Consider the following 25,469-nt stretch of genomic DNA (forward strand, 5'->3'; position numbering starts at 1 on the left):
ATGTTTATACCATACCCGTTACAAGGAATTTCAAAAATTAATTTTGTGTCATCCAATTAAAAAGGGCAATAGCATTATTTTAATATACTCTTTCTGGGGTTGGAATAAATAAAAAGTGGGATTTTTTACGATATCAATATATTTTAAAAATTTTATTTATATAAGCATTTTTATGTATACGTTTTCTTGACGCTCCAATATGTTGGGAGTAAAATGAACATGTCACATAATTGTAAGAAATGCTTATTTTTTTGATGTTGGGTTGAATCAATCTGTTAGGTTAATAGGGATGGGGAGACAAGCCTGAACATCATGGCCAAATTTCAAGGGGGGTATACATATGGCAGGTAGACAAGAGTTTTATTGGCGGAGGCTGCATTCTTTGCTGGGTGTCATTCCAGTAGGTCTTTTCCTTATGCAGCACCTTGTAGTCAACTATTTTGCTACAGGGGGAGAAGAATCATTCAATAACGCAGCACATTTTATGGAGCAGTTGCCTTTCAGGTATTTTCTAGAAATCTTCATTATCTTCTTACCATTATTATTTCATGCAATTTACGGTCTTTATATTGCTTTTACAGCTAAAAACAATATAGGCCAATACAGCCATTTCAGAAACTGGATGTTCATGCTTCAGCGTGTGTCTGGTGTGATCACATTGATTTTCGTAGCTTGGCATGTATGGGAAACCCGTATTGCCGCAGCATTTGGTGCAGAAGTTAACTTCCAGATGATGGAGACAATTCTTTCATCTCCATTCATGCTTTGGTTCTATTTAATCGGTGTCATCTCTACTACTTTCCACTTTGCGAACGGATTATGGTCATTCTTCGTCAGCTGGGGAATCACTGTTACACCACGTTCACAAGTGATTTCCACTTATGTTACTATCGGAGTTTTCATTGCGCTTTCCATCGTAGGTGTCCGCGCAATCCTGGCATTCGTATAAGACCTTCTATTCTAGGACTATATACTGAAAAAGATTTACTTTTGATCGGATATGAAAGACAGACATGGATTTAAGGGAGTGAGTCACGATGAGTAAAGGTAAGGTGATCGTAGTCGGCGGCGGTTTGGCTGGCTTAATGGCTACAATAAAAGTTGCAGAAACAGGAACTCCTGTTGAACTGTTTTCTCTTGTACCGGTAAAACGTTCCCACTCTGTATGTGCACAGGGCGGAATCAACGGTGCAGTTAATACGAAAGGTGAAGGTGACTCTCCATGGGAGCACTTTGATGATACAGTATACGGTGGTGACTTCCTAGCAAACCAGCCGCCAGTTAAGGCCATGGCTGAAGCAGCGCCTGGAATCATCCACCTTCTTGACCGTATGGGAGTTATGTTCAACCGTACGCCGGAAGGTTTGCTTGATTTCCGTCGCTTTGGTGGTACTCAGCACCACCGGACAGCATTTGCTGGTGCGACAACTGGACAACAGCTTCTATACGCTTTGGATGAGCAAGTACGCCGTCATGAAGTGGCTGGTTTGGTTACAAAGTACGAAGGATGGGAATTCCTCGGTATAGTCAAGGACGAAGAAGGTGTGTGCCGCGGAGTCGTAGCACAGAACCTGACTTCAATGGAAATCAAATCATTTGCTGCTGATGCCGTCATCATGGCAACTGGTGGCCCTGGTATCATTTTCGGTAAAACAACAAACTCTGTAATCAATACTGGTTCAGCTGCTGCAATCGTTTACCAGCAGGGAGGATATTATGCTAACGGTGAATTCATCCAAATCCACCCTACAGCAATCCCTGGGGATGACAAACTCCGCCTGATGAGTGAATCTGCCCGAGGTGAAGGTGGACGAGTTTGGACTTATAAGGATGGCAAGCCATGGTACTTCCTTGAAGAGAAGTATCCTGCATACGGAAACCTTGTTCCTCGTGACATCGCAACACGTGAAATCTTCGATGTGTGCGTAAGCCAGAAGCTTGGCATCAACGGCGAGAACATGGTTTATCTTGACCTTTCACATAAGGATCCTAAAGAGCTTGACATCAAGCTTGGCGGAATCATTGAAATTTATGAGAAATTCATGGGCGATGACCCAAGAAAAGTTCCTATGAAAATATTCCCTGCAGTTCACTATTCTATGGGTGGACTATGGGTGGACTATGATCAAATGACGAACATTCCAGGCCTGTTTGCTGCAGGTGAGGTTGACTATTCACAGCACGGTGCGAACCGTCTTGGCGCTAACTCACTATTGTCTGCAATCTATGGCGGAATGGTAGCAGGTCCAAACGCGATCCGTTACATCAACGGCCTTGAAAAGAGCTCAGATGCTGTTTCTTCAGCACTATTTGATGATGCTGTTAAGATGGAGCAGGAGAAGTGGGATAATGTCATGTCACTAGATGGTACTGAAAATGCCTATGTCCTTCACAAAGAGCTTGGCGAATGGATGACTGACAATGTAACCGTTGTTCGTTACAATGATAGACTTCTGAAAACAGACGAGAAGATTGTCGAGTTGATGGAGCGATATAAGAATATCAATATCAATGATACTGCGAAATGGAGCAACCAGGGTGCCGTGTTCACACGCCAGCTTCAAAACATGCTTCAGCTTGCACGTGTTATCACAATCGGTGCATATAACCGTAACGAAAGCCGTGGGGCTCACTATAAACCAGAATTCCCAGATCGTAATGATGAGGACTTCTTAAAAACAACTATGGCGAAGTTTGTTGATGCAAACTCTGCGCCGGCTTTCCACTATGAAGAAGTTGATACTTCATTAATCCAACCGCGTAAGCGCGATTACTCTAAGAAGAAGGGGGAGTAATAAGGCATGTCAGAGAATAAAACTGTTACTTTTGTAATTAGCCGTCAGGATACTCCTGAATCAGCCCCTTATGAGGAGACGTTTGTATTAGATTATCGTCCAAATATGAATGTCATTTCGGCACTGATGGAAATTCGACGTAACCCTGTGAACTCAAAAGGTGAAGCCACGACTCCGATTGCTTGGGACATGAACTGTCTTGAAGAGGTTTGTGGTGCGTGTTCAATGGTCATCAATGGCCGCCCTCGCCAGTCATGTTCTGCGCTGGTTGACCAGCTGGAGCAGCCAATCAGGCTTGAGCCGATGAGAACATTCCCGGTTGTCCGTGACCTTCAGGTTGACCGCAGCCGCATGTTCGATTCTTTGAAGCGTGTTAAAGCATGGGTTCCAATCGATGGTACTTACGATCTTGGACCTGGTCCGCGTATGCCAGAGAAAAAGCGTCAGTGGGCATATGAACTTTCCAAGTGTATGACATGTGGTGTCTGCCTGGAGGCTTGCCCTAACGTAAACGACAAGTCAGACTTCATCGGGCCACAGCCATTATCACAGGTTCGTCTCTTCAATGCCCACCCAACAGGTGCTTTGAACAAAGGTGAGAGACTTGAAACAATCATGGGAGATGGCGGACTCGCAAACTGCGGTAACTCACAGAACTGCGTCCAGTCTTGCCCTAAAGGCATTCCATTGACAACTTCAATCGCCGCCTTGAACCGTGATACAACACTACAGGCATTCAAGAATTTCTTCGGAAGCGACCAAGTATAAAAACCAACCTCCTTTTCTTGGAAAGGGAGGTTTTTTCTTTTCACAGCTAAAATAGTACTTTTTTACAGTGTGGTTCGCTTGGTATACTTTACTAAAGGCATAAATGGGAGCGTTATATGAAACTTACAAAGATATTGGCGATTGGGATTGTTGTTAGTGGTGTAGTTATCCTGGGGATTGGATTGTTTCAGTTATGGGACATTAAACGGCAGGAGCAGATTTCCCTTGAAGCAGCAAAAGAATTGGTCAAGGAAAATAAACCGAAGGCAAAAAGGGAAGAATTCAAGCCTGAAACGGGTGAGGCTTCCGGATTGCTGTTGATCCCGAAAATTAATGCGGAATTGGCAATAGTAGAAGGAACGGATGCTGACGATCTTGAAAAAGGCGTTGGCCACTATAAAGGCTCGTTCTATCCTGAAGAAAATGGACAAATTGTCCTCTCTGGCCACCGTGATACAGTCTTTCGCAAGGCAGGGGATTTGGTAATAGGCGATCAATTGACGATGAAAATGCCTTATGGGGATTATACATACGAGATAACCGGCACGAAAATTGTCAGCGCTGATGATACCAGTATCATTACCCTCCAGAATTCGGAAGAAGAGCTTGTTTTGACAACATGCTATCCATTCAGTTATGTAGGCGATGCCCCTGACCGATACATTATTTATGCCAAAAGGACATCAGATGATCAATGAATCAGAAATACTATGAAAAGCAAGCCAGGACCAATAGTCCTGGCTTGCTTACTTTTTGTCTAGTAAAAAAGATTGCGTTTCAGGAAAACGTTTTCATACTATAGATTCATTTTTCTGTTTTTAACCAAAAATATACATTCACTTCATGAAAAAGCCTATTTAACCATGTTATATTTCTCTTGACGGAAGACTATGAATTTTGGCGAAAATTGAGGAGGAATAAATATGGGGAAGTTGAAGCGTAAGACTTTTTCGTGGCTGACTGCAGTTATTTTATTATTAGGCTATGCAACACCATATTCTGGACAAGCATCAGCTGAAAGCATCCTAACTGTCCAGCAGGCAATCGAGAATAATAGTGGAAGTGCTACAGTAGAAGGTTACATAGTAGGGCATACGACAGGCACCAATTCATATGACCATGAAGCGCCATTTGGAAATGATTATAACTTTGCGCTGGCGGATAATCCTGATGAAAGAGATCCGGCAAAGATTTTACCAGTACAGATTTCGTTCTCTTACAGAAGCGCATTTGGCTTACAAACTAATCCTGACATAGTTGGAAAAAAGATAAAGGTTACAGGGTCATTGGAGGACTATTTCTCGGTACCGGCTTTAAAATCTCCATCAGCCATGCAGTTCGCTGACGGCAGCGGCATGGATCCAGGTGAACCTGGTGAACCAGAGCCGCCAGCAATAACTGGACTGAAGATTCATGATATCCAGGGTGAAGGCCATGCTTCTCCATATAAGGATCAGCAGGTAGGTGGAGTTACAGGAATTGTAACAAAACTTGAAGGAAACAACGCTTTCTTCATGCAGGATCCTGAAGATGATGGCAATCCCAATACATCTGAAGCGATTTATGTATATAAAAGGGCTCACGGACTTGCTGAAGGTGATCAAGTTGAAGTCGATGGCCTTGTGAAAGAGTGGGTATTAGAAGGTTACAGTGAAAAGCTGGAAACCGACCTTGCAATGACTGAAATCAACGCTACTAAAGTGACAAAACTTGCTTCAGGCGTCGAGCTTCCTGAACCGGTTGTCATTGGTCAAGATCGTATTGCTCCAACCCAGGTAATCGACAATGACCAATTTGGTGTATTTGATCCTGCGGAGGATGGCATCGATTTTTATGAAAGCCTTGAAGGAATGAGAATTGGAGTAGAAAGCCCACAGGTAATTGGACCTCAGAAGTATGGCGAAGTACCGGTCATCGCCAATAAGGTGGAAGGGAAAGTATACAGTCCGCAAGGCGGAATCCTGCTGACTGAGGAAAGCTCTAATCCGGAAAGAATGTTCCTGCTAATCGATCGCGACTTTGTAGCAAAAGCAGGCGACTATTTTAACGGTCTGGTTACAGGTGTTGTGAGCTATAGCTTTTCTAACTTTAAAATCCTCGTTGACCAGGAAACTCTTCCTGAGCTGGTTGAGAGTGAGTTGATTGAGGATTATGCAACTTTCGAGCAAAGAGAGAATAAGCTGACGATCGCAAGCTATAATATTGAGAATTTTTCTGCTGAAACTAATCAATCCAAGACTGCTAGAATTGCAGATTCAATCATCAATAACTTAAAGACCCCTGATATTGTTGGTCTTGTAGAGGTACAGGATAATGATGGCCAAACTGCCAGCGGCTCTGCAGATGCATCACAAAGCTACCAGGCTTTGATCGATGAAATTATTGCACAAGGTGGACCTGCATACAGTTGGACCGACATTGCTCCCGAGTACAATCAGGATGGTGGTGCTCCTGGAGGTAACATCCGGGTTGGGTATTTATATAATCCTGAACGAGTTCAGCTTAAAGAAGCTCCAAAAGGGACAGCTACAGATGCTGTTGCCTATGAAAATGGCGACCTGACCTTGAATCCAGGAAGAATTGATCCACAGAATCCTATTTTTGAAGATACCAGAAAGCCATTGGCTGCAGAGTTTGTATTCAAGGGGCAGGAAGTAATTGTCATTGCGAATCATTTTAACTCAAAAGGCGGGGATGATCCTTTGTTTGGTGTTACCCAGCCACCTGTACTCGATAGCGAGGCAAAAAGAATTGAGATTGCGAAATTGCTCAATGAATTTATTGCCGGCATACATGCGGAGGATCCAAAAGCAAATGTGGTCGTTCTTGGCGATTTGAATGACTTTGAATTTTCCAAGCCAATTGAGGTTCTGGAAAACGGACAATTGACTAATATGGTTGAGACTTTGCCAGAAGGCGAGAGGTTCACTTACAACTACCAGGGGAATTCACAGGTGTTGGATCATATTCTTGTATCCAATCATCTCGCTGATCAAACAGAGGCTGATATTATCAATATCAACTCCTTATATATGGAAGAGCATGGACGAGCAAGTGACCATGATCCTGTAATGGTGCAAATTCATTTGAATAATGGGCAAAGGCAGTGTCCGGATGCAAGTAGCAACGGACCAGAAAAGCAGAATGAAGATAACGGAAAGCATTTGGGGCACGATAAAAAAGCTAAAGCTTGTGGCTATGACAAGGCTAGCTGAATCTAAAGGGGGATTGGAAATTTCCAATCCCTCTTTTTTGTTTCCAAAAAGACTAAAAATATTTATAATAAAGAAAAGAATGAATGTTCATTCATTTTACGGGAGGTTTCACCATGAAGAAGATGGAATACATTAATGAGATTGTAAGCTGGGAAGAGGAATTTGACTTTTTTTATCAGGTGAAGGTTCGGTTTTCAGAAACAGATATGTTTGGGCACTTAAATAACACAGTTCCATTTACATATTTCGAACAGGCGAGGATTGAATATTTCAAGAGCCAGGGGTTCATGCAGGATTGGGTTAAACCGGAAAATGAGACGATTCCGGTCGTTGCCGATTTGCAATGCGATTATTTAAGCCAAATTTTTTTTGATGAGGACTTGAAAATTTATGTCAAAGCCAATTCAATTGGAAATTCCTCAGTTGATCTTCACTATATGGTCAAAAAAGCAGACGGCTCGATTTGCCTGACTGGAAGGGGAACGATCGTACAAATTTCGAAGAAAACAGGCAAGGGAGTATCCTGGACAGAGGATATGAGGCACATGTTTTCAGAAAGCAAGAAATCAGTCGTTAAATAAGTTTTGAGTTTAATTATAAAATTTGGCATGAAGTCCCTTAAATATTGTCACTACAATACTTTCCTTCACATATGATATTTTGACTAAATTTATACCCACCCCGCAGTTCACAGCTGGCGAAGGCAAGGAGGGTTACAATACTTGAAGGAAAATGAATATACTCACAAGCCATTACTCACTAAACGCGAAAGAGAAGTTTTCGAACTGTTAGTACAAGACAAAACAACAAAAGAGATCGCTAGTGAATTATTTATCAGCGAAAAAACGGTTCGGAACCATATTTCAAACGCCATGCAAAAGCTTGGTGTAAAGGGGCGTTCCCAAGCTGTTGTAGAGCTCCTGCGTATGGGAGAGCTAGAACTTTAATCAAGACCGGCCAACCTGAATGGGGGGCCGGTTAAGATGTTTAAAGGGGTAAAACAGGCTGTAATCGGAATTCTGTCTTGAAATTTGCTCGAAAAAAGTAGAAAATAAGGACAATAGTAAAAATCATCTCGGCTTGAATAACAAGTTTTATGGATAAAGGAAATAGATTTTTAGGAGTTGTTACGGATGAAACTTGAAGGGGTAGAAAAGAATCAGGGGCTTGAGACGGTTGCTGACATCGAAAAGGATCTGCGTTACATATCTGGGATTATAAAGCAGAAGGGCCGTGAGCTCCTTAGTAATTATACGATTACTCCACCCCAGTTCATTGCCCTGCAATGGCTATTTGAGGACGGGGATATGACAATCGGGGAACTGTCGAATAAAATGTTCCTGGCATGCAGTACAACCACGGATCTTGTTGACCGAATGGAGAAAAATGAACTTGTTGTAAGGGTGAAGGACCCTAATGACAGGCGTGTAGTCAGAATCCACCTTCTGGACGAAGGTGAACGGATCATCGATGAAGTGATCAAGAAACGCCAGCTGTACCTTCAAGAGGTATTGAAGGATTTTTCAGGTGAGGAAATATTGTCCCTTAAAGAGGGATTAGCGAAATTACATCAAGAAATGCGTGGAGAATGAGGCGAGTTTTTTGAACCGACCAATCGGAATCATTGATTCAGGAGTAGGCGGGTTAACCGTTGCCAAGGAAGTCATGAGACAGCTTCCATATGAACAAATCATCTATGTCGGTGATACGGCCCGTTGTCCATACGGCCCTCGTCCTGTTGAGGAAGTAAAGAGATTCACCTGGCAAATGACCCGTTTCCTGCTTGAAAAGAATATTAAAATGCTTGTAATCGCGTGCAACACAGCTACTGCTGTGGTTCTTGACGAAATAAGGAATGAACTCCCGATTCCTGTGTTAGGGGTCATCCAGCCTGGTGCGAGGACAGCAATTATGGTAACAGACAATTATAAAATTGGCATTATCGGAACGGAAGGCACCGTAAAAAGCCGAGCGTACGAGCATGCGCTGAAATCCATCAACCGTAAGACTGCCATTGAAGCACTCGCTTGCCCTAAATTCGTGCCGCTTGTAGAAAGTGGTGAATACGATGGACGGGTCGCAAAAAAAGTGGTCACCGAAACCCTACAACCATTACAGGGGCAAGGACTTGATACATTAATCCTTGGCTGTACCCATTACCCTTTGCTCGAGCCGCTTATTAAGGAAGTCATGGGTCCTGAGGTCAAGGTGATCAGTTCAGGCGAGGAAACAGCGCGCGAGGTAAGCACGATCCTCGGCCATAACGACATGTTTGCTGACAGGGAAGAGCTTCCGGAGCATTCATATTACATGACAGGCTCCAGAACGATTTTTTCCGCCATAGCATCCCAGTGGCTGGAGAGGTCAATTGAAAAAGTCGAGAAAATTAAATTAGGATAAATATGGCTTCCGGAGACGGAGGTCTTTTTTGATTCAATTCAATTCTAATTTCTAAAAATCTTCTCAAAGGCGGTCTAAAATATCCAAAGGCTCGTATACATATTAGTACAAACTGTCTTTGGAGGGATTTATATGTCAAAAAATAAAAAGGCTGTGGTCGTTACAGCTGCTACATTGGCAACTACGGTATTCCTATCAGGCTGTGGGCTGTTCGGAGGCGAGGAAAAGAAGAAAATTGATCCTCCCCAGGATGTCACTCTCATGGAAGATGGGGAGGCGCTTGATGAAAATGTTTCTACAGAAACAAAAGAAGATGGAAAAGAAGCAGTTGAGACATCCATTCAGACAGAACTTTATTTGATCGATAAGAATGGGTATGTCGTCTCACAAACAATGGGCCTGCCGAAAAAAGAGGGTGTAGCCCAGCAGGCGCTGGAATACCTTGTTGCGAATGGGCCTGTTGAGCAATTGCTTCCAAATGGCTTCAGGGCTGTACTTCCAGCTGACACACAAATGACAGTGAACATCAAGGACGGAACAGCAACAGTAGACTTTTCAAAAGAATTTGCAACCTATAAAAAAGAGGATGAGAAAAAGATTCTTCAGGCTGTGACATGGACGCTTACACAATTTGATACAGTTGATGAAGTTAAGCTTCAGATGAATGGCACTCCTCTTGAGGCAATGCCTGTAGGCGGTACTCCTATTGGGGGAGAGCTAAGCCGTGCTGATGGCATCAACGTTGACAATTCTGATGTCGTTGATATCACAAATACTAAAGCAGTCACTGTTTATTATATTGGCGGTGAGGAAGGAGCATATTATTATGTTCCTGTCACAAAACGCGTAAGCAATGATGTGAAGGATAACATTACAGCAATTGTGAATGAGCTTGTTGAAGGACCAGCATATGCATCCAATCTGCTGTCGGAGTTCCAGTCAGGTGTGAAGCTGCTTGACGCACCTAAGGTTGAGGATGGAAAGGTAACATTGAACTTCAATGAATCGATTTACGGCAGCTTTGAAGAAAAAATGGTATCTGAACACCTACTAAATTCACTTGTACTGTCACTAACAGAACAGAATGGTGTTGAAAGTGTGGCCTTAACGGTGAATGGGAAGGCAGATGTGCTGACAGAAACGGGAGAAAAACTGGCTGAGCCGGTGACAAGGCCTGAAAAAGTAAACACAGGTAGTTTTTAATAGCCAGATTTTGATATACTAAATAAAGACATTCAAAGAGGCAGGCGTATTTCCTGCCTCTTATTTATTGTATTTTCCAGGCAGGCTGACTGCCTTTTATCATGCTAAGGAGGGCTTTTATATGCGATTTGATGGGCGTGAACCCTTGCAATTAAGACCAATACATATTGAAACTGATTACCTGAAACATCCAGAAGGCTCTGTGCTGATCTCTGTTGGAGATACGAAAGTGATATGTACTGCCAGCATCGAGGATCGCGTTCCACCATTCATGAGGGGCGAAGGAAAAGGATGGATTACGGCTGAATACTCTATGCTGCCACGCGCTACTGAACAGAGGAATATTCGTGAGGCGGCAAAAGGCAAGATTTCCGGAAGGACGATGGAAATCCAGCGTTTGATCGGCAGAGCGCTGCGTGCAGTCGTAAATCTTGAAGCTATAGGCGAGCGTACTGTTTGGGTCGATTGTGATGTCATCCAGGCAGATGGCGGCACACGTACTGCTTCAATCACAGGAGCTTTTGTTGCAATGGCTATGGCTCTTGAGAAGCTGAGCAAGCAAAAGAAGCTGTCTGCTTTTCCTGTGACAGACTTCCTTGCTGCGACGAGTGTTGGTGTCTTGAAGAATGGAGAGGCTGTTGTTGATTTGAATTATGTCGAGGATTCTGCTGCCAATGTCGACATGAATGTTGTCATGACAGGCAATGGGGAATTCGTTGAGCTGCAGGGTACTGGAGAAGAAGCTACTTTTTCATACAGCCAGCTGCAGGAGCTCTTAAAGGCAGCGCAGGATGGAATAACGGAACTCTTCGAAAAACAGAAAGAAGCAATTGGAGAAGAATTGGCTGCCAAGATACAGGGCGCAAAAAAGAGATAGGGGAGATCTCAAAATGGAATCAGTCATAATCGCAACAAAAAATAAAGGAAAAGCGAAAGAATTCGAGAAGCTTTTTTTGCCAAAAGGGTTGGCGGTAAAAACATTGCTCGATTATCCAGAAATTGAAGATGTAGAAGAGACAGGTTCAACTTTCGAGGAGAACGCAATCTTAAAAGCTGAGACAATCGCTAATAATCTAGGTGTCCGTGTGATTGCGGATGATTCAGGGCTCGAAATTGACGCATTGGAAGGGCGTCCAGGGGTGTATTCGGCACGTTACGCAGGTTCTGAAAAAAATGATGAAAACAACATCGACAAAGTTCTTGATGAACTACAGGATGTACCAGAAAATGAGCGCACCGCAAGATTCTGCTGCGCACTCGCAATGGCAGAGCCAGGGAAGGAAACAGTCACTGTATTCGGTACATGTGAAGGTAGAATCCTTGATGAGAGACGCGGTACAAATGGTTTTGGCTATGATCCAATTTTCTTCGTAGAAACAAAGGGGAAATCTATGGCTGAATTGGCATCAGACGAAAAAAACAAAATCAGCCACCGGGCAAATGCGATCAGAAAACTGGATGATCTTCTTAATAAGCGTGAGGAAAGCCATGACTAAGGTGCTGATTGTCAGTGACAGCCATGGGTCAACAGAGGTATTAGAGGGAATTGAGAAGCTTCATGGAAATGATGTCGACTTGATGATCCACTGCGGTGACTCAGAGCTTTCTGAAAGCAATGCTGCTATTGTGAATTTCAGGTCGGTAAAGGGGAATTGCGATTTTTATGGAAACTTCCCTGATGATGAAACCCATGTCGTAAATGGTGTGAAAATCTTTGTGACACATGGGCATCTATACTCAGTAAAGTCTACACTCGTAAATTTATACTATAAGGCTAAGGAACTGCAGGCTGATATAGTATGCTTTGGGCATTCACATTTGCTAGGAGCAGAAATGGTCGATGATGTACTGTTTATCAATCCCGGGAGCATCAGACTTCCGCGCGGTAGAAATGAAAAGAGCTACGCCATCCTCGAACTGGAAAACGAAAAAGCGATATTGCGGATCTATGACTATGGAAACGGTGAGATGGCTGATCTAAGGCAGGAGTTTTCACTTCACAAAACCAGCTAAAATTACTATAATGATTTTCTGAGGGGAGTCAGTCAAAAGGTTCTCCTCAGAAAAAGTTACGATTTTTTATTGACATTTAGTTGTTTGGCTAATATAATAAATCTTGTCTTTAAAAAACAACCAAGTCCCAGTAGCTCAGCCGGATAGAGCATACGCCTTCTAAGCGTACGGTCGGGAGTTCGAATCTCTCCTGGGACGCCATTTAAACTACATACTTTAACTCACCTTTTTGAAAGGTGAGTTTTTTTTTATGTCCGTAAATAATGATCTCACCCACCCACGAGAATGAGGACAAAATTTGTGCATAAAACAAAAAAAATAATTTTTTATAAATGTGAATATATCAACAATGTAAGCGTATACAAATTAACTAACTAATCTAAATTATCAAATAATTAAGAAAAAGGGTGTTGACGAGTGTGAAAATTGGGCGTAAGATAATCCTCAAATAAAAAAAACAAGTTGAATGCTTCTCAAGTGAACCAGAGTTTTATATTAATTTTTTGATAATGTAAAACTGTATTTTTTTAACCTGTGAATTTAATATTTTAAAGCGTCTATTCGTTAAAGGAGTGTTTATTGTGCCCGATCAATGGATCTACTTAAACGGTGAATTCGTCACCAAGGAAAATGCTAAGGTTTCAGTATATGATCATGGATTTCTATACGGAGACGGTATTTTTGAAGGGATACGGGTATACAGCGGCAATATTTTCAGGATGGAAGAGCATATGGACCGGCTTTATCGGTCAGCTAAGTCCATCATGCTGAACATGCCACACTCTAAGGAGGAGTTCACCGGATTGGTTGTCGAAACGGTGGAACGGAATCAACTGAGAGATGCTTATATCCGGATTGTCGTTTCCAGGGGTGTCGGAGATCTTGGGTTGGATCCCTACAAATGCCCGAATGCAAATGTTGTCATCATTGTTGAACCTCTGGCTATTTTTCCAAAGGAATTGTATGAACGCGGACTGGAGATTGTAACTGTCGCGACCCGAAGAAATCGTCCGGATGTATTAAGTCCAAAAGTAAAATCACTAAATTATTTAAATAATGTCCTTGTAAAAATCGAAGCACATCTGGCAAATGTAAGTGAAGCGCTCATGCTTAATGACCAGGGCTATGTTGCAGAAGGGTCAGCGGATAATATTTTTATCGTCAGGGGAAATGAATTCCTCACACCGCCAGGGTATGTGGGAGCACTTGAAGGAATCACCAGGAATGCGGTAATTGAAATCGCGAAAAATCTGGGGTATGAGGTCAAGGAGGAACCATTTACCCGCCATGATGTATACACAGCCGATGAAGTATTCCTCACCGGAACTGCTGCAGAAGTAATCGCAGTTGTAAAAGTAGATGGAAGAGTCATCGGAGAAGGGGTACCAGGGCAGCATACACAAAATATCCTGCGTGAATTCAGGGCAAAAGTCGTTGCAGATGGAATCCAAGTCTATCAGGAAAAAGCTCATCAAGTTAGTTAGTTAATAAGGCTTTTTTCGCAAACTTTCACTATCAAATTGAATAAAGATAAAGCGAGGACAGGGACAAGTAATTTAATGCGATCAGCATGCACAGAGAGCCGGGGTTGCTGGAAACCGGTGATGCCGCATTAAATGAACTCACCCTGGAGCGCCGGTTTGAAAGGAATCCTAGTAAAACTGGTCGAGTGCATGGCACTTGTTATCAAAACCGGCAGCTGCAGCTGTCACGAGTGCACGCATCATGCGTGAATAAGGGTGGTACCGTGGAAAAAGGAGATAAAGCCTATTCCATCCCTTTGCCTGGGGAACCTTAGGCATATGGAGATGGTTGGGCTTTTTTATTTTGAAAAAATACATTGAGTTCACAATGGGAGGTTCGATAAATGGAAGCTGCCTTGAAGGAAACAAAGGCTAAAACGAGTGAAGTAAGCGGAGCTGATTTACTGCTTAAGGCGCTGGAAAAGGAAAATGTCGAAGTCATTTTTGGATACCCAGGAGGAGCCGTCCTTCCGATTTACGATAAACTGTATGATTCTAAAATTCTTCATGTTCTGCCAAGGCATGAACAGGGAGGGATCCATGCAGCGGAAGGATATGCGAGGGTCAGCGGCAAACCAGGCGTTGTAATTGCTACATCTGGACCGGGAGCGACGAATATCATCACCGGCATTGCGGATGCGATGATGGACTCTTTGCCGCTGGTTGTCTTCACAGGCCAAGTCGCGACAGGGGTGATCGGTACAGATGCCTTCCAGGAAGCCGACATTCTTGGAATCACGACTCCTATCACGAAGTACAACTATCAGATCAGGGACATAAAAGACATCCCTCGAATTATCAAGGAAGCATTTTATATTGCGACAAGCGGAAGGCCTGGTCCAGTCGTCATCGATTTCCCAAAAGATCTGGCAGCGGGTGTATCGGCAGAACCAGCTGAGGAGGAAATCCACCTTCCTGGTTACCAGCCGACTACGGAGCCGAATTTCCTTCAGGTAAGAAAACTGTCCGAAGCAGTAAGCAGGGCAAAAAGGCCGGTCATTCTCGCCGGGGCAGGTGTCCTCCATGCGAAGGCGTCGAGACTGTTAAAAGAATACGCAGAACAGCAGAACCTTCATGTTGTCCATACATTATTGGGGTTGGGGGGCTTTCCGGCTAACCACGAACTGTTCCTTGGAATGGCTGGGATGCATGGCTGCTTTACAGCAAACATGGCGCTTTATAATTGTGACCTGCTGATCAATATCGGAGCACGATTTGATGACCGGCTGACCGGAAACCTGAAACATTTCGCGCCAAAAGCAACTGTTGCCCATATTGATATCGATCCGGCTGAAATCGGTAAAAATGTGCCAACACAAATTCCGGTTGTCGGCGATGCAGGAGAGGCGTTAGGACAGTTGCTCAGGCTGGGAGCCAGTCCACCTCAACAGGAAGAATGGGCAGGAACGCTCGCAGCCTGGAAGAAGGAATTCCCTTATCATTACGAAACCAGTGAGTTACTAAAACCGCAAAAGGTGATGGAACTCCTTTATGAAAAAACCGCAGGTGAAGCGATTGTTGTTACCGATGTCGGCCAGCATCAAATGTGGGCAGCCCAATATTACCAACTCCAGCACGCTGATCGATGGGTGACCTCAGGAGGACTCGGGACAATGGGATTTGGACTTCCGGCAAGTATTGGAGCACAACTGGCAGATCCTACTGCATGTGTTGTGGCCGTTCTCGGAGATGGAGGCTTCCAGATGTCAACGCAGGAGCTGGCGGTCATCGCTGAATTTCAGCTGCCAATCAAAATAGCGATTTTCAATAACAAGGCACTTGGGATGGTTAGACAATGGCAGGAAATTTTTTATAAAGAAAGGTATTCTCACAGTAAAAATCCGGTCCAGCCATCTTTTGTGAAACTGGCCGAGGCCTATGGCATCAAAGGGTTTGAAATCAACACCGAAACAGAAGCGCATTTGGTCCTGAATGAGGTCCTGCATGACAAGGAGCCGGTGCTGCTCGATTTCAGGGTCGATGGAGCCGAAAATGTCTACCCGATGATTGCGCCTGGAAAAGGAATCCACGAAATGGTGGGAGTGAAAAAATGAAAAGAATCATAACGATGACGGTCTTGAACCGGCCGGGAGTACTTAACAGGATCACGAATCTATTTACAAAGAGAAATTACAATATTGAAAGTATTTCGGTAGGCCTTACCGAGCAAGAGGGAGTTTCGCGGATTACATGCGTTGTCCATGTGGAGAATGATGGGATGGTCGAACAAATCACGAAACAGCTCAATAAACAGATTGATGTCCTCAAGGTGGCTGATATCAGTGACCAGGCGATTGTCGCCCGAGAGCTCATTCTCATGAAGGTGCCCGTCCTTCCCCACAATAGGGCAGAGATTTATTCGATCATTGAGCCATTTAGGGCATCGGTGATTGACGTCAGCAAGGATAGCATCATCATCCAATTGACAGGCGAAACGGAAAAAGTTGAGGCGTTTATCGATTTAATTAAACCATATGGAATCAGAGAATTGGCTCGTACCGGAACGACAGCATTCCCAAGGGGAAACCAGCGTACCAGCCAGCAAAAATCGTATTCATTTGTATGATAAAACTTATTTTAAATCAGAAAGGGAGAGCGAATATGGCGAAAATGTACTATAACGGTGATGCAAATGAAGCTTATTTTAACGGGAAAAGAGTAGCAGTAGTAGGTTACGGATCACAGGGTCATGCTCATGCGCAGAATCTTCGTGACAGTGGAGTTGAGGTTGTCATTGGATTAAGGCATGGGAAATCATGGGAGAAAGCGGAACAGGATGGCTTTGAGGTTAAAACAGTCGCGGAAGCTGTAGCGACATCAGACGTAGTCATGATTCTTTTGCCTGATGAGAGACAGACCGCTGTGTACAAAAATGAAATTGAACCACAGCTGACTGGCCAGGCGCTCATGTTCGCCCACGGCTTTAACGTTCATTTTAACCAGATTGTCCCGCCAGAAAGCTGTGATGTCTTGCTGGTCGCACCTAAGGGGCCGGGCCATTTGGTCAGAAGGACTTATGAAGAAGGAGCAGGAGTACCAGCACTGTTTGCAATCCATCAGGATGTGTCAGGAACGGCAAGGGAACTTGCGCTGGCATACGCGAAAGCAATCGGTGCATTGAGAGCGGGAGCACTTGAAACAACTTTTAAAGAAGAAACTGAAACGGATTTATTCGGAGAACAGGCTGTATTATGCGGCGGGCTGACCTCGCTCGTGAAAGCAGGCTTTGAAACACTCGTCGAGGCTGGTTACCAGCCGGAATTGGCTTATTTCGAAACAATGCATGAACTGAAACTAATCGTAGATTTGATGTATGAAGGCGGACTAGAAGGAATGCGCTATTCGATTTCTGACACTGCACAATGGGGTGATTTTGTCAGCGGACCTAGAGTGGTAAATGAGCAGGTTAAAGAGGAAATGAAAAGAGTTTTGACCGACATCCAGGAAGGTACTTTCGCCAAAGGCTGGATCGCGGAAAATGAAAACAACAGACCGGTCTTTAATAGCATCAATGAAAAAGAAAACACCCACCAGATTGAAGAGGTGGGCAGAGAACTGAGAAAGATGATGCCGTTTGTCAACAAACAAAAGCAGAGAGAAGTGGCTGCCAGTGCGAAGAATTAACATATTTGATACGACTTTGAGGGATGGGGAGCAGTCAGCCGGGGTCAATCTTAATTTCTCCGAAAAGCTGGAGATTGCCAGGCAATTAGAGAGGCTGAATGTCGACATTATTGAAGCGGGGTTCCCGGCCGCATCTAAAGGGGACTTTGCTTCTGTAGCCGAAATCGCACGCCAGATTAAAGGGTGTTCGGTTACAGGGCTGGCAAGATCGGTTTTAACAGATATAGACGCGGCATGGGAGGCATTGAGACACGGGGCAGAGCCCAGACTCCACCTGTTCATCGCCACTTCGCCGATCCACAGGGTCCACAAGCTGAAGCAGACAAAAGCTGAGGTTATCGAAACGGCGGTAAGAACCGTGAAGTATGCGGCAGCCAAGTTTCCAGTCATTCAATGGTCTGCTGAGGATGCTTGCCGGACCGAGCTTGATTTTCTTGCTGAAATTGTAGAAGAGGTTATTAAAGCCGGTGCAAAGGTCATCAATATTCCTGACACTGTAGGTTATATTTCTCCTCAAGAATATGGCCAAATTTTTACTTACTTAAGAGAGCATGTTCCTTCTATTAGTAAAGTCCAACTTTCGGCACATTGTCATGATGACCTTGGGATGTCCATCGCCAACTCACTTGCAGCTGTATCTGCAGGAGCCACACAGGTTGAAGGAACGATCAATGGGATAGGTGAGAGGGCAGGAAACGCGGCGCTGGAGGAATTTGCTGTTGCACTTCATATCCGCAAAGATTTTTACCAGGCGGAAACGGGATTGAACCTTAAGGAGATTAGCAGAACGAGCAGCCTTGTCAGCAAGTTGACCGGTATGACGGTACCTGCTAATAAAGCTGTGGTTGGAAGGAATGCATTTGCCCATGAATCCGGAATCCACCAGGATGGAGTTTTGAAGGAGAAAACAACTTATGAAATCATTTCGCCGGAACTTGTTGGATTACAGAATAACTCGATGGTTCTCGGAAAGCACTCCGGACGCCACGCCTTCCGCAACAGGTTGAATGAGATCGGGCTTACGGTTCCTGAGCAGGATATCAATAAGTTATTCTCCGTTTTCAAGGAACTTGCAGACAGGAAAAAGGAAATGACGGATGATGATCTCGTTGCCATCATCCTGGAAGAGAAGCTGTCAAAAGAACAGCAATATTATCGTCTCGATTCCATTCAGGTCCAGTATGGGACCAACCAGGTTCCAACTGCGACTGTTACCCTGTTCGGTTGCCAAAATGAAAAAATTCAAGAAGCGTCCACTGGATCTGGAAGTATTGAAGCTTTATATAATACGCTTGAAAATTGCATGGAAGAAAAAGCTAGCTTGCTAGATTACAGGATTCAATCTGTTGGAGCCGGCAGGGATGCCCTGGCCCAGGTATATGTAAAGCTTGACTTTGGCGGTGTCGAGACGAGTGGAAGAGGCCTTGCACAGGATGTCCTTGAGGCTTCTGCAAAAGCCTACTTAAATGCAGTCAACAGAGTTCTATATATGGAAGAAACGAAAAAGATCGCAGTCAACGGTTAAACAAATACGATGAAGAAATCGGAGGCGAATGTAATGGAAAAAAGGATCGCAATCCTGCCAGGAGATGGCGTAGGCAAAGAAGTAAGCAGGGGGGCGGTTACCATCCTCCAGGCAGTTGCTGAGCTTTTTAACCATAAGTTCCATTTTACTTATGGAGAAATCGGCGGAGCAGCAATCGATGAATTTGGAACCCCGCTCCCGGAGCACACACTTAATCTCTGCAAGGCCAATGATGCTGTGCTGTTAGGCGCTGTGGGCGGCCCTAAATGGGATCGGATGCCTGGTCATGTTCGCCCTGAAAAAGGACTGTTGAAAATCCGAAAAGAGCTAGGGTTATATGCGAATGTCCGTCCGGTTCAATACTACTCGAGTATTTCCGGGATCTCACCACTTCGCAAGGAAGTCGTTGAAGGAGTCGACATGGTAGTGGTCAGGGAATTGACCGGCGGTCTCTATTTTGGGAAACCGAGTGAAAGAAGTGTCCAGAAAGGCGAAGCATCTGTAGTAGATACATTGTTTTACCAGAAAAATGAGATTGAGAGAGTCATCCGATATGCATTTGAGCTGGCTGCCATGAGAAAAGGCAAGGTCACTTCTGTGGATAAAGCAAATGTTCTGGAATCGAGTCGAATGTGGCGAGAAACAGCGGAAGAGGTGGCGAGGGACTATCCTCATGTTCAACTTGACCATATGCTGGTCGATAATGCGGCTATGCAGCTAATTAAGAATCCGCGCCAGTTCGATGTGCTGGTCACAGAGAATATGTTTGGTGATATTTTGAGCGATGAAGCATCCGTGCTGACCGGCTCGCTTGGCATGCTGCCGTCAGCAAGCGTTTCGGTTGCAGGGCCATATCTGTATGAGCCGATTCATGGTTCTGCGCCAGATATTGCTGGTATGAACGCGGCTAATCCGATCGCGATGATCCTGTCAGCTGCGATGATGCTTCGACTGTCATTTGGTCTTGAAGACGAAGCAGAGGCAATCGAGAATGCGGTAGAGCAGGTGCTGGACGCCGGCAGCAGAACCCGCGACATTGCCTTATTTGGAACTCCATTCTTAACAACTGAAGGAATGGTTGAAGAAATCAAAGCGGCTTTACTCGACAATGAGGCGATCCTGAATATCATGAGTGCTTACGCATAGTGCCGGAACTATCGGCCAGTTTGAAAATCTGTAAAAACAAACACTAAGCCAGCTAGGCGAGAAAGAAGTGTTTTAGAAAAAGGGGAGGGTATCATTGGGGAAAACGATCATCGAAAAAATTTGGGAGAAGCATGTTGTACATCAGGAAGAAGGGAAACCTGACCTTGTGTATATCGATCTTCATCTTGTCCATGAGGTAACCTCGCCGCAGGCTTTTTCCGGACTTAGGATGAAAAAGCGCTCTGTACGGAGACCGGATTTGACATTTGCGACGATGGACCACAATGTCCCTACCGTCAACCGGAGTGAAATTAACGATCCTGTTGCGAAAAACCAGATGGATACTTTAAGGGATAATTGCCTAGAATTCGGGATTCCACTGGCTGACCTTGACAGTCCTGAACAGGGTATTGTCCATGTCATCGGACCTGAACTGGGCTTGACACAGCCAGGGAAGACCATTGTGTGCGGAGACAGCCACACTTCGACTCACGGTGCCTTCGGAGCCCTGGCATTCGGGATCGGTACGAGTGAGGTAGAGCATGTCCTTGCAACTCAAACACTCTGGCAGACAAAACCAAAAACCCTGAAAGTTGAAGTATCTGGCTCTCTGGCACCAGGTGTGAGCGCAAAGGATTTCATTTTGTTCATTATCAGTAAATACGGAGTCAATTTCGGTACTGGTTATGTCATTGAATTTTGCGGCGAAGCCATCAGGAAGATGTCGATGGAGGAAAGGATGACAATTTGCAATATGTCAATTGAAGGCGGGGCGAAGGCATCAATCGTTGCTCCTGATGACAAAACCTTTGCCTACCTGAATGGAAGGAAATATGTTGCGCAAGGAGACGCTTTCCTCGATAAAATACTGGAATGGCAGCAGCTCTCTTCTGATGAAGATGCAGTGTATGACCACGTAATTAAAGTAGATGGGAATGGCATTGCGCCGATGGTCAGCTGGGGCACGAACCCATCAATGACTGCTCCTGTCACGGACAGAGTGCCTTACCTAAATGAATGTGATACTGATACAGAAAAGAAGTCACTGGAAAGAGCGTTGTCATATATGGGGCTGGAGGAAGGCCAGCCAATTGCAGATATTCATGTAACCAAGGTCTTCATTGGCTCCTGCACGAATTCAAGAATCGAGGATCTCAGGGCAGCCTCCGAGGTTATCAAAGGAAAAAAAGTCGCTTCTGGAGTTCAAGCAATTGTCGTGCCTGGTTCTCAGCAGGTCAAGAAGGCGGCGGAAGCAGAAGGCATTGCCCAGGTGTTTTTAGAAGCAGGATTTGAATGGAGGGAATCCGGGTGCAGTATGTGCCTGAGTATGAATGCAGACATTGTGCCGGCCGGGGAACATTGTGCTTCCACTTCAAACCGCAACTTTGAGGGCAGGCAGGGAGCCGGAGCGCGTACCCATCTAGTCAGTCCTGCCATGGCTGCTGCTGCCGCACTTTATGGACGTTTTGTAGATGTTAGGGCATTGGCAGGCGTTACCGTTTAGTTTAATGATTTTTTCTAAATATAGGAATAAGGTGCAATTAATCGTTTTGATGGTGCAATTAATGGTTGCAATTATTAAATTTAACGTGCAAATATCCTCGTTGAATAAGAGAATAATTTTCCGGCAAGAATTATAGCTGCAAAAATGACCCGAAACCGCTATATTTCGGGTCATTTCACTACCTATTTGCAGAGTTTGCTTTTGGAAATTTATATAACTACCATTTTGCTGATTTTAGTCTACAAAAATATGTTTTTCGAGGAAAGGAGCCTGAAATGTCTAGTTTTACAGAAATGAAGGGAAAAGTCGCAGCGATGGACCGGACAAATGTTGACACAGATCAGATCATTCCAAAGCAATTCCTGAAAAGAATCGAAAAAACAGGTTTTGGGCAGTACTTGTTTTACGACTGGCGCTATAAGCCAAACGGAGAGCTGAACGACGACTTTGAGCTCAACCACCCGGATAACGCGGGGGCAAGTATTTTAATAGCGAATGAAAATTTCGGCTGTGGTTCATCCAGGGAGCATGCGCCATGGGCTTTGCTGGATTATGGATTCAAGGTGATTGTCGCCCCTTCTTTTGCTGATATATTTAAACAGAATTGCTTGAAGAACGGAATCCTTCCGGTTGTACTTTCAGAAAAAGATGTTTCCTATTTACTTAAAAAGGCAAGCGGGCAGGCATATGAACTGACCGTTTCACTGGAACAGAAGAGAGTTTATGACAACCAGGAATTTGAAGCCAAATTTGATATCACCCCATATTGGTATAATATGCTCCTAAATGGCTGGGATGAGATCGAATTAACCCTTCAGCTCGAAGAAACTATCAAAGAATTTGAAGAAAAGCATATTGAAAAAGTAATCTAATTTGAAAAAATTACGATTGATTCACAGGCCATGCTTGTGAATCTTTTTGTTTTTTCAGGGATTCGTGCTAAACTTTCTAAAAAAGCTGAACTCATGAAGCATAAAGCGGAAATCAATAGAGTTTAACTATTAAAAGTAAGGCGGTATGTTTATGAATAAACGGGAATCAAAAAAGGATAAAGTGATCCTGTTTCCCGGTCTGGAAAAGCGTCTGTTGGAAAAGGGCCTGGATTATTTGAAACAGCAAAAGTACAGGGATGCGATTCAATTTCTGGAGCAGGCATTGGAACATGACCCTGAGAATAGTGATGTATACGTTGGTCTTGTTCTTGCTAATTATGAAGCAGGCAATACCCATCAGGCGAAGGATCTCGTGGCAGAGATGCTGCGGAGCGGGCTGGGTGATTATATACAAGTGATTGACATGTATTTAATGATTCTTGTCCAGTTAAATGAATACAACGAAGTCGTCACGACGATCGAGGCTCTTCTGGAAGAACGGGAAATTCCGGCAGACAGGCATGAGCATTTCATCACCATGCTCGAATTTGGCAGGCGGATGCTTGATGGCGAAACAGAAGAGGAGCCCATCGAGAGTTTTGAAGAGGAACCTGAAGAGGATGAGCTTAATCTTTTTGAATATAAGAACCCCAATGATCAGGTGATGGTTGCTGCGGGCCTCGCTAAGGTAAACATAAGACCCTATATTATAAAAATAAGGGAGTATGTCGAATCGGAAGCTGGCCATCCTTTCTTAAAAACAATGCTGCTTAATATATTGAAAGAACAAGAATATGCTGAAGAATTACATGTACACAAATTCGCCTGGACAGAAGACTTCAATCCAGCAAGTTTACCGGAACTGAAGGATTATATTGAGAACAGTGGTGTGATTCAATTATTAAGCCGTGAAATTGAAAATGATGATCCTGTTTTATTTGAAAATGTACAAAGACTGGTCGAGCGGTATTTCTTTTTGGTTTATCCATTCAAACTGCCAGCCGGGCAAGCCGCGGCATGGGCTGCTGCCTGCCATTTCGTTGCCAATGAGTATTATGGATTTGAAGATCCACTAGAATCATTTGCTGGTATATACCACAGCGAAGTTGAGGAGACAGAACAGGTTCTGGACTTTATCCGGAAGCTAGAAGAAATTTCTTACCCGATAATATAGTCCAAGCTGTTGAAACGAAATAATCCTGTGTTATAATGTAGTGGTTGTATTATGTAAAAATCATTCTATTTTACATTTAATCTGGAATATTGCTTGGTAAACAAGGGTATTCATCGTCGAATGAAAATGACAATAGATTATTGTTGGAGGGAACTATATGTCTGCAAAGGTAGAAAAAAGAGAAGGGAACCAAACGGTTCTAACAATTGAAGTAGATGCAGAAAAGGTCAATAAAGGTCTTGACGCTGCATTCCAGAAAGTTGTTAAGCAAATTAACGTACCTGGATTCCGTAAAGGGAAAATGCCACGCCAAATGTTCGAAAAGCGTTTCGGCGTAGAGTCTTTATACCAGGATGCAATTGATATCCTTCTTCCAGAAGCATATGCAAATGCAATCGATGAAACTGGAATCGAGCCAGTTGACCGCCCTGAAATCGATGTAGAACAAATCGAAAAGGGCAAGAGCTTAATCATCAAGGCAACTGTAACAGTTAAGCCTGAAGTGAAGCTTGGCGAGTACAAAGGACTTGAAGTAGAAGCATTCGACACAAACGTAACAGATGAAGAAGTAGAAAACGAATTGAAAACAATGCAGGAAAAGCAGGCTGAGCTTGTTGTTAAAGAAGAAGGCACTGCTGAAAATGGTGACAGTGTTGTCATCGATTTCGAAGGATTCGTTGATGGCGAAGCTTTCGAAGGCGGCAAAGCTGAAAACTACGCACTTGAACTTGGATCAGGTTCATTCATTCCTGGTTTTGAAGAACAGCTAGTTGGAACAGCTACTGGCGAAGAAAAAGATGTAGAGGTTTCTTTCCCAGAAGAGTACCATGCAGCTGAACTTGCTGGTAAGCCTGCAACTTTCAAAGTGAAAGTTCACGAAATCAAAGGAAAAGAACTTCCAGCTCTAGATGATGAGTTCGCGAAAGATGCTGATGAAGAAGTTGAAACTTTAGAAGAGCTTAAGACAAAGATCAAAGATCGTCTTGCTCATGACAAAGCGCACCAGAAAGAACACTTCGAACGTGACACTGTTGTAGAAAAAGCAGCAGCTAACGCTGAAATCGATGTTCCTGAATCAATGATCGATACTGAAATCGACCGTATGGTTAACGAATTCGAACAGCGCCTTCAAATGCAGGGTATGAACCTTGACCTGTACTACCAGTTCTCTGGACAGGATGAAGCTGCTCTTCGCGAACAAATGAAAGAAGAAGCTGCTACACGCGTTCGTGTGAACCTGACTCTTGAAGCAATCGCAAAAGCTGAAAACATCGAAGTTACAGATGAAGAAGTAAATGCAGAGCTTCAAAAAATGTCTGAAATGTACAATATGACTGCAGATCAAATCCAGGCAGCACTAGGCGGAAGCCTGGATGGAATCAAAGGCGACCTTCAATTGAAAAAAGCAGTTGATTTCCTTGTAGAAAACAGTAAGACTGTTGCATAATATGAGAAAAGCGGAGGCGACTGCTTAACTCCGACAAGCGCTGGAGGGCCTGACAGTGAAGTCGTTTTTTGACTTCATTGGCAGGATCGAAATCGAAAAGTATAGCCGACTGCCCAGAAACGCAGAAACTGGAGACTCCGACAAAGAAGCGCTTTTTGCTTCTGCCGGCGGAGTTGAAGTTTCGGAGTTTCTAGGAGGCGACACTAGACAAGCGTCTCGAGGAGTTAGGAGCCGCAGCTAGACATTTCTCAAAGTGAATT

The 25,469-nt window shown here is 44.0% G+C and carries 24 protein-coding genes, 1 tRNA gene and 1 other annotated feature; all 25 genes read left to right on the forward strand.

Annotation, left to right across the window (positions count from 1 at the left end):
* The first annotated feature begins 340 nt into the window (after positions 1-340).
* Positions 341-949, forward strand: a complete 609-nt coding sequence (locus ACH0QE_RS09375; protein WP_415800437.1) for a succinate dehydrogenase cytochrome b558 subunit — start codon at positions 341-343, stop codon at positions 947-949.
* An 88-nt stretch (positions 950-1,037) separates the two neighbouring features.
* The gene (sdhA, locus tag ACH0QE_RS09380) at positions 1,038-2,795 is read left to right on the forward strand and encodes a succinate dehydrogenase flavoprotein subunit (RefSeq protein WP_415800438.1); all 1,758 of its coding nucleotides are present in this window, start codon (positions 1,038-1,040) and stop codon (positions 2,793-2,795) included.
* 6 nt (positions 2,796-2,801) lie between these two features.
* Positions 2,802-3,563, forward strand: a complete 762-nt coding sequence (sdhB, locus tag ACH0QE_RS09385) for a succinate dehydrogenase iron-sulfur subunit (protein ID WP_214906492.1) — start codon at positions 2,802-2,804, stop codon at positions 3,561-3,563.
* Between the two features lie 116 nt (positions 3,564-3,679).
* Positions 3,680-4,261 carry a class D sortase gene (locus ACH0QE_RS09390; protein WP_415800439.1) on the forward strand — a complete coding sequence of 194 codons (582 nt, stop codon included), beginning with the start codon at positions 3,680-3,682 and terminating at the stop codon, positions 4,259-4,261.
* 225 nt (positions 4,262-4,486) lie between these two features.
* Positions 4,487-6,778, forward strand: a complete 2,292-nt coding sequence (locus ACH0QE_RS09395; RefSeq protein WP_415800440.1) for a DUF6359 domain-containing protein — start codon at positions 4,487-4,489, stop codon at positions 6,776-6,778.
* Between the two features lie 113 nt (positions 6,779-6,891).
* Positions 6,892-7,359 (forward strand): acyl-CoA thioesterase, encoded by a 468-nt coding sequence (locus tag ACH0QE_RS09400; protein WP_415800441.1) that lies wholly within the window; start codon positions 6,892-6,894, stop codon positions 7,357-7,359.
* Between the two features lie 141 nt (positions 7,360-7,500).
* The gene (gene gerE, locus ACH0QE_RS09405) at positions 7,501-7,725 is read left to right on the forward strand and encodes a spore germination transcription factor GerE (RefSeq protein ID WP_019154738.1); all 225 of its coding nucleotides are present in this window, start codon (positions 7,501-7,503) and stop codon (positions 7,723-7,725) included.
* A 186-nt stretch (positions 7,726-7,911) separates the two neighbouring features.
* Complete coding sequence (locus ACH0QE_RS09410) at positions 7,912-8,370, forward strand: MarR family winged helix-turn-helix transcriptional regulator (protein WP_415800442.1); 459 nt, start codon at positions 7,912-7,914, stop codon at positions 8,368-8,370.
* A gap of 10 nt (positions 8,371-8,380) precedes the next feature.
* Positions 8,381-9,178: a glutamate racemase gene (gene racE, locus ACH0QE_RS09415; protein ID WP_415800443.1), complete on the forward strand. Its 798-nt coding sequence runs from the start codon at positions 8,381-8,383 to the stop codon at positions 9,176-9,178.
* A 132-nt stretch (positions 9,179-9,310) separates the two neighbouring features.
* Positions 9,311-10,381, forward strand: coding sequence for a GerMN domain-containing protein (locus ACH0QE_RS09420; protein WP_415800444.1), 1,071 nt, complete (start codon positions 9,311-9,313; stop codon positions 10,379-10,381).
* A 121-nt stretch (positions 10,382-10,502) separates the two neighbouring features.
* Positions 10,503-11,258 carry a ribonuclease PH gene (gene rph, locus ACH0QE_RS09425; protein WP_415800445.1) on the forward strand — a complete coding sequence of 252 codons (756 nt, stop codon included), beginning with the start codon at positions 10,503-10,505 and terminating at the stop codon, positions 11,256-11,258.
* A gap of 13 nt (positions 11,259-11,271) precedes the next feature.
* A complete protein-coding gene (locus tag ACH0QE_RS09430) occupies positions 11,272-11,877 on the forward strand; it encodes an XTP/dITP diphosphatase (RefSeq protein ID WP_415800446.1) in 606 nt (201 codons plus the stop codon).
* The gene (locus ACH0QE_RS09435) at positions 11,870-12,394 is read left to right on the forward strand and encodes a metallophosphoesterase (protein ID WP_415800447.1); all 525 of its coding nucleotides are present in this window, start codon (positions 11,870-11,872) and stop codon (positions 12,392-12,394) included. Before ACH0QE_RS09430 ends, ACH0QE_RS09435 begins: the two co-directional genes overlap by 8 nt.
* 124 nt (positions 12,395-12,518) lie before the next feature.
* Positions 12,519-12,595, forward strand: a tRNA-Arg gene (locus ACH0QE_RS09440).
* A gap of 380 nt (positions 12,596-12,975) precedes the next feature.
* The gene (ilvE, locus tag ACH0QE_RS09445) at positions 12,976-13,878 is read left to right on the forward strand and encodes a branched-chain-amino-acid transaminase (RefSeq protein WP_415800448.1); all 903 of its coding nucleotides are present in this window, start codon (positions 12,976-12,978) and stop codon (positions 13,876-13,878) included.
* Between the two features lie 45 nt (positions 13,879-13,923).
* Positions 13,924-14,177 (forward strand) — a binding site (T-box leader).
* 84 nt (positions 14,178-14,261) lie between these two features.
* Positions 14,262-15,971, forward strand: coding sequence for an acetolactate synthase large subunit (ilvB, locus tag ACH0QE_RS09450; RefSeq protein WP_415800449.1), 1,710 nt, complete (start codon positions 14,262-14,264; stop codon positions 15,969-15,971).
* Entirely contained in the window at positions 15,968-16,483 is a 516-nt protein-coding gene (ilvN, locus tag ACH0QE_RS09455) for an acetolactate synthase small subunit (protein WP_415800450.1), read from the forward strand. Before ilvB ends, ilvN begins: the two co-directional genes overlap by 4 nt.
* A 35-nt stretch (positions 16,484-16,518) precedes the next feature.
* Positions 16,519-17,541, forward strand: coding sequence for a ketol-acid reductoisomerase (ilvC, locus tag ACH0QE_RS09460; RefSeq protein ID WP_415800451.1), 1,023 nt, complete (start codon positions 16,519-16,521; stop codon positions 17,539-17,541).
* Positions 17,528-19,066: a 2-isopropylmalate synthase gene (locus ACH0QE_RS09465; protein WP_415800452.1), complete on the forward strand. Its 1,539-nt coding sequence runs from the start codon at positions 17,528-17,530 to the stop codon at positions 19,064-19,066. The genes ilvC and ACH0QE_RS09465 overlap by 14 nt, the downstream gene beginning before the upstream one ends.
* Positions 19,067-19,099: 33 nt before the next feature.
* Positions 19,100-20,212, forward strand: coding sequence for a 3-isopropylmalate dehydrogenase (gene leuB / locus ACH0QE_RS09470; protein WP_415800453.1), 1,113 nt, complete (start codon positions 19,100-19,102; stop codon positions 20,210-20,212).
* Positions 20,213-20,306: 94 nt separating this feature from the next.
* Complete coding sequence (gene leuC / locus ACH0QE_RS09475) at positions 20,307-21,716, forward strand: 3-isopropylmalate dehydratase large subunit (protein WP_415800454.1); 1,410 nt, start codon at positions 20,307-20,309, stop codon at positions 21,714-21,716.
* A 275-nt stretch (positions 21,717-21,991) separates the two neighbouring features.
* A complete protein-coding gene (leuD, locus tag ACH0QE_RS09480) occupies positions 21,992-22,588 on the forward strand; it encodes a 3-isopropylmalate dehydratase small subunit (protein WP_415800455.1) in 597 nt (198 codons plus the stop codon).
* Positions 22,589-22,739: 151 nt separating this feature from the next.
* A complete protein-coding gene (locus ACH0QE_RS09485) occupies positions 22,740-23,762 on the forward strand; it encodes a tetratricopeptide repeat protein (RefSeq protein ID WP_415800456.1) in 1,023 nt (340 codons plus the stop codon).
* A gap of 157 nt (positions 23,763-23,919) precedes the next feature.
* Complete coding sequence (tig, locus tag ACH0QE_RS09490) at positions 23,920-25,209, forward strand: trigger factor (RefSeq protein ID WP_415800457.1); 1,290 nt, start codon at positions 23,920-23,922, stop codon at positions 25,207-25,209.
* A 55-nt stretch (positions 25,210-25,264) separates the two neighbouring features.
* Entirely contained in the window at positions 25,265-25,450 is a 186-nt protein-coding gene (locus ACH0QE_RS09495) for a hypothetical protein (RefSeq protein WP_415800458.1), read from the forward strand.
* The last annotated feature ends 19 nt before the right edge of the window (positions 25,451-25,469 follow it).

It is taken from the genome of Mesobacillus sp. (assembly GCF_047739415.1).
Lineage (GTDB): Bacteria > Bacillota > Bacilli > Bacillales > Cytobacillaceae > Mesobacillus.